This window comes from Stenotrophomonas sp. 05L413 (assembly GCF_056397945.1).
The window spans coordinates 818711-834434 of sequence record NZ_JBFTOL010000001.1 but is presented as its reverse complement, the minus strand read 5'-3'; the positions used below and the strand labels follow the sequence as shown (position 1 = coordinate 834434).

The window sequence follows — 15724 nt, the reverse complement described above, 5'->3', positions numbered from 1 at the left end:
GTCGCACTGGGATGAGCATCGGGTCAGGGTAGTCTCATGACCAAGTGCTACACCGCGTGGGTGTGACCACCCACGACGCTGCGGGTCCACAACGTCCCTTCATCCGAGCCGCCGAGTTGGTGGACGCGGCCGTCGATGTATCAGGATTGGCAGAGTGTCCCGCAATGGTCGCTGCTGAACGCGGCAATGGCCTGCTGCAGGAGCGGAACCTCGCTGGGGTCCACCTGTTCCAGCGCTTCCTTCAACGCCTCGCGCACCGGCTGCCGTTGCGCGGGCTGCAGCATCTGCGCGTAAGGCGCCGCCGTCTCCGCCAGCGCACCGACCAGGGTCCGCTTCAGCGTGCTGCCCGCCGGCTGGGCACGCATCACCTCCAGCATCTCCAGATACTGGCGTTGCGCATTGCGGCGAAGGGTGTCGGTGCCGCCCGGTCCCAGACCGGCGAGCTCTGCGGGCGTTGCAACGGTCAGCCACGTATCCACCAGGGGCTGCATCCGTGCACCGCACTGCAGCAGGTACGGCAGCAGCAGGCCCAGCGGTGCCTGGAAGCGCTCGGCGTTGTGCTTGCCTTGGCGGGCCTGCTCGCCGGAATGGAGGAGCACGGCTGCTGGCATCGTACCCATGCCGAACTGCATCAACCGGGTGGACAGCGTTACACCGTACTGGCACGCGTTAGTCAGCAGACCCAGGTCCGCCGTCGCGTAGTCCGGCGCCAGGACGTCGGTCGTGTTGGTCACCGCCGCCAGCAGTTGCATGGCGCGTGGGCTGTCGAGCTGCTCCGGTGCGTTGTCGGCGTCGGCTTGCTGCAGCAGTTGCAGGTAATCGCGCGTGGCTTCGTACTGCGCCATGAACTGCGGCGGTATGTCATCGGCACCTGCGGGCGAGGCGACCAGCAACATAACGAGGAGGGCCGCGCCCAGCGGTGTCGGTGCAGGCGCACGCGCCGGCCATGCCAGTCGTCGCGTGAGAGAAGAAAACGGGCTGCCACTCATCCGGGGCATGGTCCTTGGATCGATTCGGGCATGGAGCGTAGGTGAGCCGGGGCAGGGCGGCAACCCGGTGCGCAGCATGCCTCGCCGGGGCATCCTGCGGGTGCCCGGCAATCGGTTGTTCTCGAATGACGGTGAGCAGAGATGCAGGCGTGGCCATGAGCGGTCTGCCTGTGCACACCTCAGAACCGCTTACGGGGGCACAATAGCCAGTCATTCGTTGATCGATGTTGGAGGTGCCATGAACCGTTTCGTCCTGCTGGGTGTGGGGGCGCTTGCGCTCGCGGCCTGTTCCAAGCCGGCGCCGTCCGATACCGCGACTCCGGCAGAGCCGGCCGCGCCGGCCCCCGCTGCCAGCGCGCCCGCCGCCCCCGACAGCCCGACCCTGCAGCCGCCGTCGTTCGATTGCACCAAGGCGCAGTCCCAGGCGGAGACGCTGGTGTGCGGCGACGCGCGCCTGGCCGCACTGGATCGCCAGCTGGCCGCGCTCTACAAGCGGGTGCAGACCAGCCCGGACGAGCTGGACATCGCGGCCGAACAGCGGGGCTGGATCAAGGGGCGTGATGCCTGTTCGCGCGCGGTGGATCCGCACCGTTGCCTGGTGGAGTCCTACCAGACGCGTCTGGTCGAGCTGACCCTCAACGCTGGCGGCATCCAGGTGCCGGCGAAGGTCGAGTACCGCTGCGATGACAACAGCAAGCCGGTGACGGCGGTGTTCTACAACGACATCGACCCGACCGCGGCCGTGGTCAGTTGGGGCAACGATCAGGCGATCGTGTTCCCGGTGCCGGTGACCCGTGAGGAAAACAACGGTGGCCGCTGGGGGCGCGAAGGTGTCGACCTGCGGATCCACAACGACCAGACCACGCTGGAGTTCTACGGCACCACGCTGCAGTGCCAGATCGCCAAGTGATGGCGGCCATCGCCGCGTAGCTCAAGGCACGCGGCGGTAACGCACCTCGTTCTGGCGGTCGCCCACCTCGGTGGTGACGAAGCCCTCGCGGCTCTGGCTGATGTCGAACACGCTGCTGCCGACGTTGAGCTGGCCGCCATTGACCCAGCCATTCAACGACTGCCCACGCGTCTGTGCGCTCATGCGGCCGTCGCTGTCGATGCGCATGCGGATGTCGGCGTTGAAGGTCGGGTTGTAGCCCTCGAACTCGCCGATCATCCAGTTGGGCACGTAGGACGTGTGGCGTGCGCCCTGGTAGTTCTCGTCGTCGTAGCGCGCGTCATCCTTGTTGGCGTTGTGGGCCAACGCGCCGAGAATCGCCGCACCGATCAACACGCCGGCGGCGACCTTGGCGTCGTGGTTGTCATCGTCATGGCGGTCATCGCGATCGTTGCCGCCGTGCACCCGGAACGAGGCGCGGCAGCCATCGTCGACCCACACCTCGCGGCGGTCGTAGTCCCAGTTGCGGCCCTGGCGGCAGTCCGCACCGGACAGTTTGCGGTCCAGGGTGACGTAGCCGGCGCGGGGCAGGGTGCAGGACTGATAGCGGTTGTCGCGGCTCTCACAGGTGACGAAGTCATCCGCGCGTGCGTCGTCCAACGGCAGCATCAACAGCAAGGGCGTGGCCAGCAGCATACGGAAGAGCATGTCGTCGATTCCGGCAAGGAAAAGGAGCGCGTCGCATCGTATGGGAAGCGGGAGACCCCTGTTCCCGGCACCGACGATGGCCACGCGGACATGAAATCCGGATGAAGATCACTGAGCTGCGCGCCCGGACGGCCGCCGGCGACTCGCCTCAGGCGCAGGCTGCCAGCGGGTGCTGGAAGCAGGCACGGATCGCGTCGAGCAGCTCGCTCATGCTGTAAGGCTTGGGCAGGAAGTGCATGCCCGGGCCGAGCTGCGGCACCACCACGGAGGGCTCCAGGCCCGAGGTGACCAGCACCGGCAGCCCGGGCTGTTCCTGCTTGACCCGATGCGCCGCCTCGATGCCACTCACCGCGCCCAGGCAGACATCGGTGAACACCAGATCGAAGCGCTCGCCGGCCTGGAGCAGGCCCAGCGCGGCTTCGGCGGAACTGACCGCTACGACTTCGCACGCCTGGCTTTCCAGGGCCATGCGGCTGAGCTCACGGGTGTCTTCGGTGTCTTCGATCAACAGCACGCGGGGTTCGGGATGGTGTTTGGACAACAACATGGAGCGTGGTTCCTGCTTACCCCCGGACAGGGGCGCGCAAGTATCGCGGGGCGATGGTGAGGAGATCGTCGACGGCGCCGAAATGCCCGGTGAACCGGCCGTGCTGCCGGCGTCAGCGCGGGTCAGGCGAGGGCGAGTGAACGTTTTCGACGACGCTGCCAGGCCCATAGCAGCCCGACCGCCAGGCCCGCTGCCGAGAGACGCAGCACCGTCGCCGGCCAGCCGACGGCGGTCGCCTCGGTGATCACGAAGACGTTCCAGGCCAGGTTGAGCGAGACGTGCAGCGCCAGCCCGCTCCACAGGGTGTAATCGTCCAGCGTATTGAGCCCGGCGAACACCAGCCCGCCGATGCCGGTGATGGCGAACACCTGCAGCGCCATGCCGCCGCCGCCGCCGAACGACCACCAGTGGATCGCACCGAAGACCACCGCCTGCACCAGCGCGGCGGCCAGCCACGGCCAACGCTGCTGGCGGTGCGCGAAGATGAAGCCGAAGCCGCGGAAGATGATCTCCTCGGCGAGCGGGAACAGCACGCCGAGCATCAGCAGGGCGAGCAGGTCCTGGGTGGGATTCACACCGCCCAGCCACCACAGGCCGAGCCAGCATGGCAGGGTCGCCAGCAGGGCCAGCGCCGGGCCCTGCCAGCCATTCCAGCGCAACCCGAGCAGCGCGTGCAGGCGTTGCCCGGGACGCAGCACCAGCGCAGCCACGGCCAGCACCAGCAGCACGCCCAGGCCGTTGTCGAGGATGGCCCCGCCATAGGGAATCGGCAGCGTCGGAATTGGCGTGCCCAGCCACGCGGCGAGGTCGCGCAGATTGATCGACACGGCCAGGGTCAGCACCACCACGAAGGTGGCCAGCCAAGTGCGCAGGCGAAGGGACGGCATGGGACGCTCCATATCCAGGGACGGCGTGGATTGTTCGCCATTGCCACACCAGCAGCATGGGGCATAGGTCGGGGGGCCATCGGTCATGGCCGCGTTGCACCACGGTCAGGTGCGACCGGCTAGAGTGCGGCTTTACCCCTTGGACGACCGCCCATGCAATGCCCCGTATGCAAGACCCAAGCGCTGCAGATGTCCGAGCGCCAGGGCATCGAGATCGACTACTGCCCGCAGTGCCGTGGCGTGTGGCTGGACCGAGGCGAGCTGGACAAGATCATCGAGCGCTCGGCCGGTGCCGCCGTACCCGCGCCGGTGCGCGCGGCCGCACCGCCGCCGCCGGCCGCCGTGCAGCACCGTGATACCCGCCACCTGGGCCAGCAGCAGTACGGCGACCAGCAGGGCTACCGCAAGAAAAAGAAAGAGAGCTTCCTGTCGGACCTGTTCGACTTCTGATGTACGCCTGCGCTGCGCTCAGGCGCGGCGCAGGATGAATTCCCGGTCGACGCTGTCGCCGACCGGGAAATCGTATTCGCCCACCTTGCTGCAGCCATAGCGCGCATAGAAGCGCTGCGCACCAACGTTCCCGGACCACACGCCGATCCACAGCGTGCGCCGCTGTGGCTGATCGAGCCACGCCAGGAAGGCGTCCATCAGGCGCGCGCCGTGGCCGCCACTGTGGTGACTGGCGAGCAGGTACAGGCGTTTGAGCTCGATATCGCCCTCGGCGGCATCCGCATGGGGCAGGCTGTTGGGCCCTGCGGCGAGATACCCCACCACACGTTCCCCGGCTTCCAGCAGCCACGCCGCGTTGCGTGGATCGGCGAGCTCGTCACGCTGCGGCTCGACCGAATAGTGGCTGTGCAGGAACGCGTGCAGATCCTGCGGCGGGTAGGAATCGCCGAAGGTTTCGGTATAGGTGGCGATGGCGATCGCCGAGAGGGCGTCGGCATCGGCAACGGTGGCACGGCGGAGGGTCAACATCATGGCGCAAGGCAGGCAGGTGGGGCCGGCAGCTTACGCCATCGCCTGGGGTCGGCCGTGGTTCCGGGTACGTCGGTACCCGGAACCTGTCATGGCTGCTGGATCAGAACCAGACGCGCACGCCCGCCACCCAGCGGGTATCGCGCGCACGTTCGCCGGCTGCTTCGTGGTAGTCGGCGGTATCACCGAACAGCCGCTCGTGGCTGATGCCGATGTAGGGCGCGAAGCGGCGGCTGAACTCGTAGCGCAGGCGCAGCCCGGCCTCGAGTTTGTTCAGGCCGGCGCCATTGCCATACGCCGGCTCGTCCTTGGCCGAGAAACTGGCTTCCACCAGCGGCTGCAGGATCAAGCGGTTGGTCAGCAGCAGCTCGTACTCCACTTCCACCGTGGCCGCGAACTGACCGCCTTCGCCGACATACGCCGTGGCCGAGGTCTCGAACTTGTACGGCGCCAGCCCCTGGATGCCGAACGCCGCCCAGGTGCGCGACTCGGCCGGGCGGAAATCCTGCTTCACGCCGACCAGCACGTCCCACCACGGCGACACGCTGCGGCCGTACATCACCTCCAGATCGGCCGAGCCGGTGCGGCCGTCGCTGCGCTCGCCTTCGCTGCGCAGCCATAGCCTGTTGATGTTGCCACCCACCCAGCCGCTGGCCTCCCATGCCTGGCCGGTGCCGTGCTGGCCGTCCCAGTGTTCGAGGCGGTTGACCAGCAGCAGGCTGTGGATCTCCGGCGCATGCTCCATCGCGCCGTGGTCGATCGGCGGGAACGCGGCGAGGCGGTCGGCGGCGGTCACGACAGGAATCGGTTCGAGCGGTTCCGTAGGGGCAGCCGGCTTCGGCGTGCCATGGCCCATCGCGGCGTGGTCCATCGTTGAATGGTCCATCGTCGCGTGGTCCATCTGGCTGTGATCGGTGCTGCCATGGTCCATCGTCGCGTGGTCCATCTGGTTGTGATCGGTGCTGCCATGGTCCATCGTTGAATGGTCCATCTTGGTGTGATCCATGCTGCCGTGATCCATCGGGCGGTCATCCGCCGGTGGTGTGTCGGCTGTGGTTGTGGTCGGCGCCGTGGCATGGCCGGCATGCGACTGTGCCCAGGCCGGTGCGGCCAACGCCAGCAGCAGGGCGGCGCTCAGTGCGGACAGCGCGGTGAGAGGAGCGCGGCTCATTCTTCGATCCTCACTTCGCGCATCATGCCCGCTTCCATGTGGTACAGCAGGTGGCAGTGGTACGCCCAGCGCCCAAGCGCGTCGGCACGGACGCGGTAGGTGCGGCGGGTGCCCGGCGGCATGTCGATGGTGTGCTTGCGCAGGTGGAACGCGCCGTCCGCGTTTTCCAGATCGCTCCACACGCCGTGCAGATGAATCGGATGCTGCATCATCGTGTCGTTGACCAGCACGATGCGCATGCGCTCGCCGTAGGTCAGGCGCAACGGTTCGGCGCTGGCGAACGGGATGCCGTCGAAGGACCAGCTGAATTTCTCCATATGGCCGGTCAGGTGCAGCTCGACCTCGCGGCCGGGATCACGCCCATCGGGATCGTCGAACAGGCTGCGCATCGCGCCGTAGGTGAGTACGTTGCGGCCGTTGTCGCGCAGGCCGATACCGGGATCATCCAGCTTGGGCTCGGTGGCCATGCTCTGCATGTCCACCAGCGGGTTGCCCTGCTCGCTGGCCGGGTGACGCGGCGCTTTGGGATCGGCACCGTGCGCACCGTGGCCCATGCTGGCACCGCAGCCGCCTTCCATGCCCTTCATGTCGTGGCCTGCCATCCCGTTCGAGGCATGGCCCATGTCGTGGCCCATGTCACTCATGGTCAGCAGCGGGCGCGGGTCGCGGGCGGGAATCGGCGCCTGCAGGCCGTGGCGTACCGCCAGCGTGCCGGCGGCATAGCCGGTGCGGCCCATGTCCTGGCAGAAGATCGTGTACGCGTCCTGGCCGCTGGGTTCGACGATCACATCGAAGGTCTCGGCCGGGGCGATGCGGAATTCATCGATGCTGACCGGGTGGATGTACTGGCCATCGGCGGCGACCACGGTCATCTTCAGGCCAGGGATGCGCACGTCGAAATAGGTCATCGAGCCGCCGTTGATGAAGCGCAGCAGCACCTTTTCGCCACTGCGGAACAGCCCGGTCCAGTTGCCGGCCGGGGCGGTGCCGTTGAGCAGGTAGGTATAGGTGTGGGCGTTGACGTCGGAGATGTCGGTCGGCGTCATCCGCATCCGCCCCCACATGCCGCGGTCGGCGGTGGCGGCGGCCCAGCCGTCCTTGCGGACATCGCGCAGGAAGTCGGGCAGGGTGCGCTTGTAGTAGTTGTCGTACTCGGCGAGCTTCTTCATGCGCCGGAACAGCGCACCGGGGTCCAGGTCGGTCCAGTCCGAGAGCAGGATCACGTGCTCTCGGTCGGCGTGATACGGCGCCGGCTCGAGCGGGTCGATGATCAGCGCGCCGTACAGGCCGGCCTGTTCCTGGAACATGGAATGGCTGTGATACCAGTACGTGCCCGACTGCTTGAGGGTGAAGCGGTACTGGTAGGCCTCGCCCGGGGCGATGCCGTTGAAGCTCAGGCCGGGCACGCCATCCATGTTGGCCGGCAGCAGCAGGCCGTGCCAGTGGATGGAGGTGGGGTGGCCCTGCAGCGTATTGGCGACCCGGATGTTGACCGTCTGGCCTTCGCGCCAGCGCAGGATCGGCGCCGGAAGGCTGCCGTTGACGGTGATCGCCGGGCGGGTGCGGCCGGTGAAATTGGCCAGCGATTCGCCGATGCTCAACTGCACGTCGTGGTGGCTGAGCACCTGCGGGGCAGCGGCCAGGCCGGGGCCGGCGGCGGCGAACGCACGCGGGCTCAGGCCGGTGGCGGCCAGGCCGGCGACCACGCCGCCAGCAGCGACGCCCTGCACGAACAGGCGCCGCGACGGCATGGGCGGGGTGCCCGTGCCGGGTGTTTTAATGAAAGACATTGCAACTCCGGATCTGATTCGAATGGCACACGCGGTGCCGTCAACGCACGCACACCGGGGCATGCGCGCAGAGCATCAGGCAGGCGCTCGCAGAGCGCGGCGGATCAGGCGATCGGAGGGCGGGTGATACGGTCCAGCGGCGGTGTCGGCAGGGTGGGATGCGCGGTGTTCGGCGGCGACATCGACACCGGCGGCGGGGTCGCCAACCAGGCGACCTGGACGGTCAGGCTGGGTTGCTGGGCGCAGCTGCGCAGGCAGTCCTTGATCTTGCAGTGGTCGCCATCATGCGGTGCCTGCACGCCGGTGTCGGCGGTGGCCATGGTGTGGTGATCGTGTGCGGCGGGCATCGGCGCGTCGCCATGGCAGGGCGGTGCCGCGCTGCCGGCCACGGCCGGTTCGGCCAGGGCCAGTGCCATCGGGCCGGCCATGGCCACGTTCAGCCCATTGAGCAACAGGCTGAGCATCAGGACGACTCGCAGGAGCAGGCCACTGGCGGACATGGGGCTCACCTTACTGCCAAACCCTGGCGGCCGCACCCGCGGCTGAACGCAGGGTTCAACTCTGGAGCCGGGTCTGACTGAACGCGCCGGGGCATCAGCCTTCCTCGCGCACGATCTCGACCAGGCGGTCGCCGTAGCGGGCCAGCTTGGTGCCGCCGATGCCACCGACCCGGCCCAGGGCGTCAACGCTGGTGGGGCGCTGTTCGGCGATATTGCGCAGGGTGCTGTCGTGGAAGATCACGAAGGCCGGCACGTTCTGCTCGCGCGCGAGTTCGGCACGCAGGCCACGCAGCGCATTGAACAGCGCCAGATCCTGCGGCAGCACCGACAGGCCGGTGCGCTGGCCGCTGCGGTCACGCTCGCGGGCGGCCTTGGGTGTTTCGCGCCGCATCATGACCTTGCGCTGGCCCTTGAGCACCTCGCGGCTGCCATCGGTCAGGCGCAGGCCACCGTACGCGCTGCTGTCCACCTCGAGCAGGCTGGAGGCGACCAGCTGGCGGAACACGCTGCGCCAGCTGCGGGCATCCAGGTCCTTGCCGATCCCGTAGGTACTCAGCTCGGTATGCCCGAACTGACGGACCTTCTCGTTGTCACCGCCGCGCAGGATGTCGATCAGATGGCCGACACCGAAGCGCTGCCCGCTGCGGTAGACGCAGCTCAGCGCTTTCTGGGCGGCGACGCTGGCATCCCAGGCATCCGGCGGCAGCAGGCAGTTGTCGCAGTTGCCGCAGGGTTGGGGATAGGTTTCCCCGAACCCGGCCAGCAGCACCTGGCGGCGGCATTGCATGGATTCGCAGTAGCCGAGCAGGTGGTCGAGTTTGGACCGTTCGAGCGTTTTGCGGTCTTCGCCGGCTTCGGACTGTTCGATCATCTGCTTGAGCAGCACGACGTCGCCGAGCCCATAGCAGAGCCAGGCTTCGGCAGGCTCGCCATCGCGCCCCGCGCGCCCGGTTTCCTGGTAATACCCTTCCATCGATTTGGGCAGATCGGTATGCGCGACGAAGCGCACGTCCGGCTTATCGATGCCCATGCCGAAGGCGATGGTGGCGCACATGACGATGCCATCCTCGCGCAGGAAGCGGCGCTGGTTGGCGGCGCGTACCTCGGCGGGCAGGCCAGCGTGGTAGGGCAGGGCGTTCATGCCCTCCTTGCACAGGAATTCGGCGGTTTCTTCCACCTTGCGCCGCGACATGCAGTAGACGATACCGGCTTCCTGACGGTGGACCTTCAGGAAGTCCAGCAACTGGCGCTTGGCGTTGTCTTTCTGGACGACGGTATAGCGGATGTTGGGCCGGTCGAACGAACTGACGAAGTGCTGGGCGTTGGTCAGGTCCAGCCGTTCGGCGATTTCGCGCTGGGTCGGCGGATCGGCGGTGGCGGTCAGCGCGATGCGCGGGACGTCGGGCCAGCGCTCGTGCAGGACGGTGAGCTGGCGGTATTCGGGGCGGAAGTCGTGGCCCCACTGCGAGACGCAGTGGGCTTCATCGATGGCGAACAGGGCAATCTGGCTGCGCGAGAGCAGCGAGAGGAAGCGGCCGGTCAGCAGCCGCTCGGGGGCGACGTAGAGCATGTCCAGTTCGCCGGCGAGCAGTTCGCGCTCGACGCGGGCGGCGGTTTCGCCATCAAGGGTGGAGTTGAGGTATTCGGCGCGGACGCCGAGCTGGCGCAGGGCTTCGACCTGGTCCTGCATCAAGGCGATCAGCGGCGAGATGACGATGCCGGTGCCGTCGCGGAGCAGGGAGGGGACCTGGTAGCAGAGCGATTTGCCGCCGCCGGTGGGCATGAGGACGAGCGCGTCATTGCCGGCGGCGACATGCTCGACGATCGCCTGCTGCGGACCGCGGAATTCGTCGTAACCAAAGATGCGGCTGAGCAGGTCGTGCGCGGGGCGGGAAGACATCGCGCTAGTTTACCTTGCCCAGGCTACGGGCCGTGTCCTCTGATGCCGGATCGGCGTGTAGGGATGCCAGGAGCCAAGGCATCAAAGCCTCAAGGCCTCAAAGGCAGAGGCTCAAAGCGCCGGGCGTTCCGTCTTACGGGTTTGGCGCGGTGTAGGTGGGCCTGCAGGACCCGCCGTGAACCCGTCCATGGGGGCTCGTAGTGCGCCATCCATGGCGCCCAACGGTCCTGCAAACCCACCCACACCGCGCCGTCGACACGTGGCTGGTGTCCAGAGGAGAGCCAAGTCAAGGGCCGCTCAAGAGTCCGGTCACGAACCAGTCAAACGCACACAGGCGCCAATCGGCGCCTGTGGGTTGTTGCCTGTTGCATCTAGACGTTGCATCTCGACGGGGTGACTTGGCTACTTGCGGCGGGCTGCTTTGGCTTGCCCCACCGTCCATCCAGATCTGTCTGGCGAGTGGGGGCCGGGCCCTGACGGGACCGTCAGGGCGCCAAGGATGGCGCCCACGAGCCCCCAGGGATGGGTTTACGGCGCGTCCCGTCAGGGCCTGGCCCCCGCTCGCCAACACGCAGACCCCGTCAGCCAAGCCTGCCGCAACACAACCCCTTACTGCAGCAGCGAACGCAGCATCCAGGCGTACTTTTCGTGGGTCTGCAGACGCTGGGTCATCAGATCCTCGGTTGGTGCGTCGTCCGCATCGTCGGCCACGTCCAGCACTTTGCGCGCCGTACGGCACACAGCCTCGTTGGCGGTGACCAACTGGCGTACCATCTCACGCCAGTCCGCGCTGTCGGTCAGGCCCGGCTCCTCGGCGATCGAGGTCAGGGCCGCGAACTCGCGGTACGAGCCCGGGGCATTGAAGCCCAGTGCACGGATGCGTTCAGCCACGTCATCCAGGGCCGCCCACTGTTCGGTGTACTGGGTCTCGAACATGGTGTGCAGCGAGTTGAACATCGACCCGGTCACGTTCCAATGGAAATTGTGGGTCTTCAGGTAGAGCGTGAACGCATCGGCCTGGAAGGCCGACAGTCCATCGGCGATCTTCTTGCGATCGCCCTCCTTGATCCCGATATCGATGTTCGGGGCCGACGGGGCCGCCGCGCCGAGCTTCTGCTTGGCAGTCTTGGGCTTTGCCGGGGTCTTGGTCGTCTTCGCCATGGGAGCACTCCTTATGGATGGGATGAATCGGATGGCCTTCACAATAGATCAGACTACCCTTTCAGTAGTAAACAAAAGTTCTAAACGAATCGATTGATGAGCGCTATCGAAAAACCACATGCAGCACGCCTGGCCCAGCAGCAGGCCGCCATCAACGGGGCCATGAGCCGCGACCGCGGTCGTTTGCTGGGGATGCTCTCGCGTTGGCGGGCCAAACCGGCGGATACGGGTCTGGCGGCGGCGTTCGAGCAGGCCTTGCAGGCGTCCGTGCAGCGCCGTGAAGCGCGTGCGCTGAATCAGCCGACCATCACTCTGGACGAGCAACTGCCGATTGCGCGTGAAGCCGAGGCCATCACTGCGCTGATCCGCGACCACCAGGTCGTGGTGATCGCCGGTGAAACCGGCTCGGGCAAGACCACCCAGCTGCCCAAGCTGTGCCTGGCCGCCGGCCGTGGCACCGCCGGCATGATCGGCTGCACCCAGCCGCGACGGATCGCCGCACGTGCCGTGGCGACCCGCGTGGCGCAGGAACTGCAGTCCGAGCTGGGCACCACGGTGGGTTACCAGGTGCGCTTCACCGATCGCGTCGGTGACGATACCCGCATCAAGTTCATGACCGACGGCATCCTGCTGGCCGAGATCAGCAGTGACCGCTGGCTGTCCAACTACGACACGATCATCGTCGACGAGGCGCACGAACGCAGCCTCAACATCGATTTCCTGCTCGGCTATCTGAAGCAGCTGCTGAAGAAGCGCCCCGACCTGAAACTGATCGTCACCTCGGCGACCATCGACACCTCGCGCTTCGCCCAGCATTTCGACGATGCCCCGGTGATCAGCGTGGAAGGCCGCACGTTCCCGGTGGAGGTGCGTTACCGGCCGCTGGAAGGCGAGGGCGGTGGCGAGGCGGACGGTGGGCGCGATGGCGAGCGCACCGTCAATGATGCGGTGGTCGCGGCGGTGGATGAAATCACCCGGATCGACCCGCGCGGCGACATCCTGCTGTTCTTCCCGGGCGAGCGCGAAATCCGCGATGCGCACCAGTCGCTGGAACGGCGCAAGTACCGTGGCACCGACGTGCTGCCGCTGTATGCGCGGCTGTCGGTCAAGGATCAGGACCTGGTGTTCAACCCGGGCGCCAACCGGCGCATCGTGCTGGCCACCAACGTCGCTGAGACGTCGCTGACGGTGCCGCGCATCCGCTATGTGATCGACCCGGGTTTCGCCCGCGTCAAGCGCTACAGCCCGCGCCAGAAGCTGGACCGGCTGCACATCGAGGCGGTCTCGCAGGCCAGCGCCAACCAGCGCAAGGGCCGCTGCGGCCGGGTGTCCGAAGGTATCTGTTACCGGCTGTATTCCGAAGCGGATTTCCAGTCGCGCCCGGAATTCACCGATCCGGAGATCCGCCGTTCCAGCCTGTCCGGAGTGATCCTGCGGATGCTGCAGCTCGGCCTCGGCCGGATCGAGGATTTCCCGTTCCTGGAAGCGCCGGATGAACGCGCGGTCGCCGATGGCTGGCAGCAGTTGGGTGAGCTGGGCGCGGTCGATGCCGAGCGTCGCCTGACGCCGATCGGCCGTCAGATGGCGCGCCTGCCGGTGGACGTGAAACTGGCCCGCATGCTGGTCGCCGCGCAGGCCCAGGGCTGCCTGCGGCCGATGCTGGTGATCGCCTCGTTCCTGGGTATCCAGGACCCCCGTGAGCGCCCGCCGGAAGCGCGCGCCGCCGCCGACAATGCGCATGCGCTGTTCGCCGATGGGCGTTCGGAATTTGTCGGCGTGCTGCGCCTGTGGGACGGCTACCGCCAGGCCCACGAAGACCTGACCCAGTCCAAGCTGCGTGACTGGTGCGGGCGGCATTTCCTTGGTTTCCTGCGCATGCGCGAGTGGCGGGAGCTGCATCGTCAGCTGCGCGTGCTGTGCGAGGAACTGGGATGGAGCGAAGAGCCGGCGGAGACATCGTTGGCACCGTTGCTTGCCGGATCCTCGGCGCCTGCCCCGGCGCGCGATGACGAGGCCAAGATCAAGGCGACGCGTGGCCAGCAGCACCGTGCCGCACGCCTGGCCCGTGAAGGGAAATCCGAGCCGACCCCTGCCCAGAACACGCCGGCGCCGGTCAAGGGGGCCGATTCCGAGGCGCGCAACGCCTTCAGCGACAAAGTACGCGCGGCGGCCTACCAGACCCTCCACCGTGCCTTGATCGCCGGCCTGCCCACGCAGATCGGCCACCGCAGCGACAAGGGCGATTTCCTGGCGCCGCGCCAGCGCCGCTTCCTGCCGTTCCCGGGCTCGACCCTGGCCAAGCGGCCGCCGCCGTGGCTGCTCACCGCGACCTTGCTCGATACCCAGAAAATCTGGGGCCTGACCAACGCGGCGATCGAGCCGGACTGGGTCATCAACGAACTGCCGCATCTGCTGCTGCGCAAGCACTTCGACCCGCACTGGTCGCGCGCGCAGGGCCAGGTACTGGCCTCCGAGCAGATCAGTCTGTTCGGGCTGGTGCTGGCCCCGAAGAAGCCGGTGCACTACGGCCGCATCGCGCCGGGCGAGGCACACGATATCTTCGTGCGGCAGGGCCTGGTGACTGGCGAAATCAACACCCGTGCCGGCTTCGTGGCCGACAACCTCAAGGTGTTGGAGCAGGCGCGCGAAGAAGAGGCCAAGCTGCGCCGTGCCGGCATCGTCGCCGACGAAGGCTGGCAGGCGCGCTGGTACCTGGACCGGATTCCGGCCGAGATCCATTCGGCGATGGGCCTTGATACCTGGTGGAAGGCGCTGGCACCGGAGAAGCGCCGCGCGCTGTCGTGGACGCTGGCCGATCTGCTGCCGGGCGACGGCAGCGACGCCGAGCGTTATCCCAACTACCTGCCGCTGGGCGATGCGCGCTTGCCGCTGCATTACACCTTCGAACCAGGCGCCGACGAAGATGGCGTGACGTTGGAGGTGCCACTGCATCTGCTCAACGCACTCGATCCGGCACGGTTGTCGTGGCTGGCGCCCGGCTTCGTGGCCGACAAGGCCGCCGCGTTGATCCGCAGCCTGCCCAAGGCGATGCGCCGCAACTATGTACCGGCACCGGACTTCGGTCGCGCGTTCGCCGAGGCCTTCGCCGAGCCGACCGCCGATGAGATCCGTGGTGAACTGGCGCGGTTCCTGTCCCGCGCGACCGGTGCAAGACTGGCGGCGACCGATTTCGACAACGCGTCGCTGGAGACGCACCTGCACATGAATCTGCGCCTGCGCGACGCAGACGGCAACGTACTGGCAACCTCACGCGATCTGGATGCACTGCGTGCCCGCTTCGGCGACCAGGCCGGTGACGCCTTCGCCGCACGTGCCGGGCGTGCGCTGGCGGCGGACGGGTTGCGCGATTTCCCCGCCAGCCCGATCCCGCTGCAGGTGCCCGGCGAAGCCGGCGTGCCGGCCTATCCTGCGTTGGTCGACCAGGGCGAGACCGCCGCGTTGAAGATCTTTGCCGATCGCAACGAGGCGCTGGAGCAGCATCCGCTTGGCGTGCGCCGCCTGCTGGAGATCGCGCTGGCCGACAAGGCCAAGCAAGCGCGCAAACAATTGCCGGTGCCGCCCAAAACCGGCCTGCTGTATGCCGCTATCGAATCGCAGGAGCGGCTGCGTGGTGATCTGGTCGATGCGGCGATGAACGCCGTGCTGGCTGATGGGCTGGGCGATATCCGCGATCCGGCCACGTTCGCCAAACGCAGTGCCGAGGCGGGCAAGGCGTTGTTCGGCGAGGCGATGGCGCGGCTGAAGCTGGCCGACAACATCCTCGCCCACGTGGCCGAACTCAAACCACAGCTGGAAGCGCCGCTGATGGGCTGGGCGCGTGGCAACCTGGATGACATGGAGCAGCAGCTTGCCGCCCTGGTCCATGCCGGTTTCCTGCGTGACACGCCGGCCGACGCGCTGGCGCAGTACCCGCGCTATCTGCGTGCGATGATCCTGCGCACCGAGCGCGCCAAGCGCGATCCACCACGCGATCAGGCCCGCATGCTGGAACTGCGTCCGTTCCTGGATGCGCTGGCACAGGCCGACGCACGCGGCCTGCGCAAGCGGCCCCAGTGGCAGGACCTGCGCTGGGATCTGGAAGAGTTGCGGGTCTCGCTGTTCGCCCAGGAGCTGGGCGCAAAGACCGGCATTTCGGCCAAGAAGCTGGCCCAGCGCGTCGCTGCGCTGCAGAACGCCTGATCCG

13 protein-coding genes are annotated in these 15724 nt (G+C 67.4%); 3 read left to right on the top strand and 10 right to left on the bottom strand.

Annotated features, from left to right (window positions below):
* Nucleotides 1–140 precede the first annotated feature (140 nt).
* A complete protein-coding gene (locus tag AC1DIQ_RS03675) occupies nt 141–989 on the bottom strand; it encodes a hypothetical protein (protein ID WP_478049450.1) in 849 nt (282 codons plus the stop codon).
* A 238-nt stretch (nt 990–1227) separates the two neighbouring features.
* On the opposite strand from AC1DIQ_RS03675, the gene AC1DIQ_RS03670 reads away from it, so the two are divergent.
* Nucleotides 1228–1899: a lysozyme inhibitor LprI family protein gene (locus AC1DIQ_RS03670; RefSeq protein WP_121039110.1), complete on the top strand. Its 672-nt coding sequence runs from the start codon at nt 1228–1230 to the stop codon at nt 1897–1899.
* Between the two features lie 21 nt (nt 1900–1920).
* On the opposite strand, the gene AC1DIQ_RS03665 is transcribed toward AC1DIQ_RS03670, so the two are convergent.
* The 3 genes from AC1DIQ_RS03665 to AC1DIQ_RS03655 form a co-directional block, all read right to left on the bottom strand.
* Nucleotides 1921–2586: a DUF3011 domain-containing protein gene (locus AC1DIQ_RS03665; RefSeq protein ID WP_121039107.1), complete on the bottom strand. Its 666-nt coding sequence runs from the start codon at nt 2584–2586 to the stop codon at nt 1921–1923.
* A 148-nt stretch (nt 2587–2734) separates the two neighbouring features.
* A complete protein-coding gene (locus AC1DIQ_RS03660; protein WP_152151904.1) occupies nt 2735–3133 on the bottom strand; it encodes a response regulator in 399 nt (132 codons plus the stop codon).
* Nucleotides 3134–3255: 122 nt separating this feature from the next.
* Nucleotides 3256–4020 carry a CPBP family glutamic-type intramembrane protease gene (locus AC1DIQ_RS03655; protein WP_121039101.1) on the bottom strand — a complete coding sequence of 255 codons (765 nt, stop codon included), beginning with the start codon at nt 4018–4020 and terminating at the stop codon, nt 3256–3258.
* Between the two features lie 153 nt (nt 4021–4173).
* On the opposite strand from AC1DIQ_RS03655, the gene AC1DIQ_RS03650 reads away from it, so the two are divergent.
* On the top strand, nt 4174–4470 hold the full coding sequence (locus tag AC1DIQ_RS03650) for a TFIIB-type zinc ribbon-containing protein (RefSeq protein ID WP_121039098.1): 297 nt from the start codon (nt 4174–4176) through the stop codon (nt 4468–4470).
* Nucleotides 4471–4488: 18 nt separating this feature from the next.
* Here AC1DIQ_RS03650 and AC1DIQ_RS03645 read toward each other — a convergent pair whose 3' ends face one another.
* From AC1DIQ_RS03645 to AC1DIQ_RS03620, 6 genes are all read right to left on the bottom strand, one after another.
* Entirely contained in the window at nt 4489–5001 is a 513-nt protein-coding gene (locus AC1DIQ_RS03645) for a GNAT family N-acetyltransferase (RefSeq protein WP_121039095.1), read from the bottom strand.
* A 100-nt stretch (nt 5002–5101) separates the two neighbouring features.
* Nucleotides 5102–6169, bottom strand: coding sequence for a copper resistance protein B (locus tag AC1DIQ_RS03640; protein WP_121039092.1), 1068 nt, complete (start codon nt 6167–6169; stop codon nt 5102–5104).
* A complete protein-coding gene (locus tag AC1DIQ_RS03635) occupies nt 6166–7959 on the bottom strand; it encodes a copper resistance system multicopper oxidase (RefSeq protein ID WP_152151911.1) in 1794 nt (597 codons plus the stop codon). Before AC1DIQ_RS03635 ends, AC1DIQ_RS03640 begins: the two co-directional genes overlap by 4 nt.
* A 104-nt stretch (nt 7960–8063) precedes the next feature.
* Nucleotides 8064–8459: a CopL family metal-binding regulatory protein gene (locus AC1DIQ_RS03630; RefSeq protein ID WP_152151913.1), complete on the bottom strand. Its 396-nt coding sequence runs from the start codon at nt 8457–8459 to the stop codon at nt 8064–8066.
* Between the two features lie 94 nt (nt 8460–8553).
* On the bottom strand, nt 8554–10359 hold the full coding sequence (recQ, locus tag AC1DIQ_RS03625; RefSeq protein WP_282263336.1) for a DNA helicase RecQ: 1806 nt from the start codon (nt 10357–10359) through the stop codon (nt 8554–8556).
* Nucleotides 10360–10968: 609 nt separating this feature from the next.
* Nucleotides 10969–11520: a Dps family protein gene (locus AC1DIQ_RS03620; RefSeq protein WP_019185151.1), complete on the bottom strand. Its 552-nt coding sequence runs from the start codon at nt 11518–11520 to the stop codon at nt 10969–10971.
* A gap of 96 nt (nt 11521–11616) precedes the next feature.
* On the opposite strand from AC1DIQ_RS03620, the gene hrpA reads away from it, so the two are divergent.
* Nucleotides 11617–15720, top strand: a complete 4104-nt coding sequence (hrpA, locus tag AC1DIQ_RS03615; RefSeq protein ID WP_478049449.1) for an ATP-dependent RNA helicase HrpA — start codon at nt 11617–11619, stop codon at nt 15718–15720.
* The last annotated feature ends 4 nt before the right edge of the window (nt 15721–15724 follow it).

What these genes read in the sequence shown, in the direction of transcription:
- AC1DIQ_RS03665 (WP_121039107.1), bottom strand. Translation starts at nt 2,586, where the DNA reads ATGCTCTTCCGTATGCTGCTGGCCACGCCCTTGCTGTTGATGCTGCCG.
- AC1DIQ_RS03640 (WP_121039092.1), bottom strand. Translation starts at nt 6,169, where the DNA reads ATGAGCCGCGCTCCTCTCACCGCGCTGTCCGCACTGAGCGCCGCCCTG.
- AC1DIQ_RS03670 (WP_121039110.1), top strand. Translation starts at nt 1,228, where the DNA reads ATGAACCGTTTCGTCCTGCTGGGTGTGGGGGCGCTTGCGCTCGCGGCC.
- hrpA (WP_478049449.1), top strand. Translation starts at nt 11,617, where the DNA reads ATGAGCGCTATCGAAAAACCACATGCAGCACGCCTGGCCCAGCAGCAG.
- AC1DIQ_RS03675 (WP_478049450.1), bottom strand. Translation starts at nt 989, where the DNA reads ATGAGTGGCAGCCCGTTTTCTTCTCTCACGCGACGACTGGCATGGCCG.
- AC1DIQ_RS03655 (WP_121039101.1), bottom strand. Translation starts at nt 4,020, where the DNA reads ATGCCGTCCCTTCGCCTGCGCACTTGGCTGGCCACCTTCGTGGTGGTG.
- AC1DIQ_RS03630 (WP_152151913.1), bottom strand. Translation starts at nt 8,459, where the DNA reads ATGTCCGCCAGTGGCCTGCTCCTGCGAGTCGTCCTGATGCTCAGCCTG.
- AC1DIQ_RS03660 (WP_152151904.1), bottom strand. Translation starts at nt 3,133, where the DNA reads ATGTTGTTGTCCAAACACCATCCCGAACCCCGCGTGCTGTTGATCGAA.
- AC1DIQ_RS03635 (WP_152151911.1), bottom strand. Translation starts at nt 7,959, where the DNA reads ATGTCTTTCATTAAAACACCCGGCACGGGCACCCCGCCCATGCCGTCG.
- AC1DIQ_RS03650 (WP_121039098.1), top strand. Translation starts at nt 4,174, where the DNA reads ATGCAATGCCCCGTATGCAAGACCCAAGCGCTGCAGATGTCCGAGCGC.
- AC1DIQ_RS03620 (WP_019185151.1), bottom strand. Translation starts at nt 11,520, where the DNA reads ATGGCGAAGACGACCAAGACCCCGGCAAAGCCCAAGACTGCCAAGCAG.
- AC1DIQ_RS03645 (WP_121039095.1), bottom strand. Translation starts at nt 5,001, where the DNA reads ATGATGTTGACCCTCCGCCGTGCCACCGTTGCCGATGCCGACGCCCTC.
- recQ (WP_282263336.1), bottom strand. Translation starts at nt 10,359, where the DNA reads ATGTCTTCCCGCCCCGCGCACGACCTGCTCAGCCGCATCTTTGGTTAC.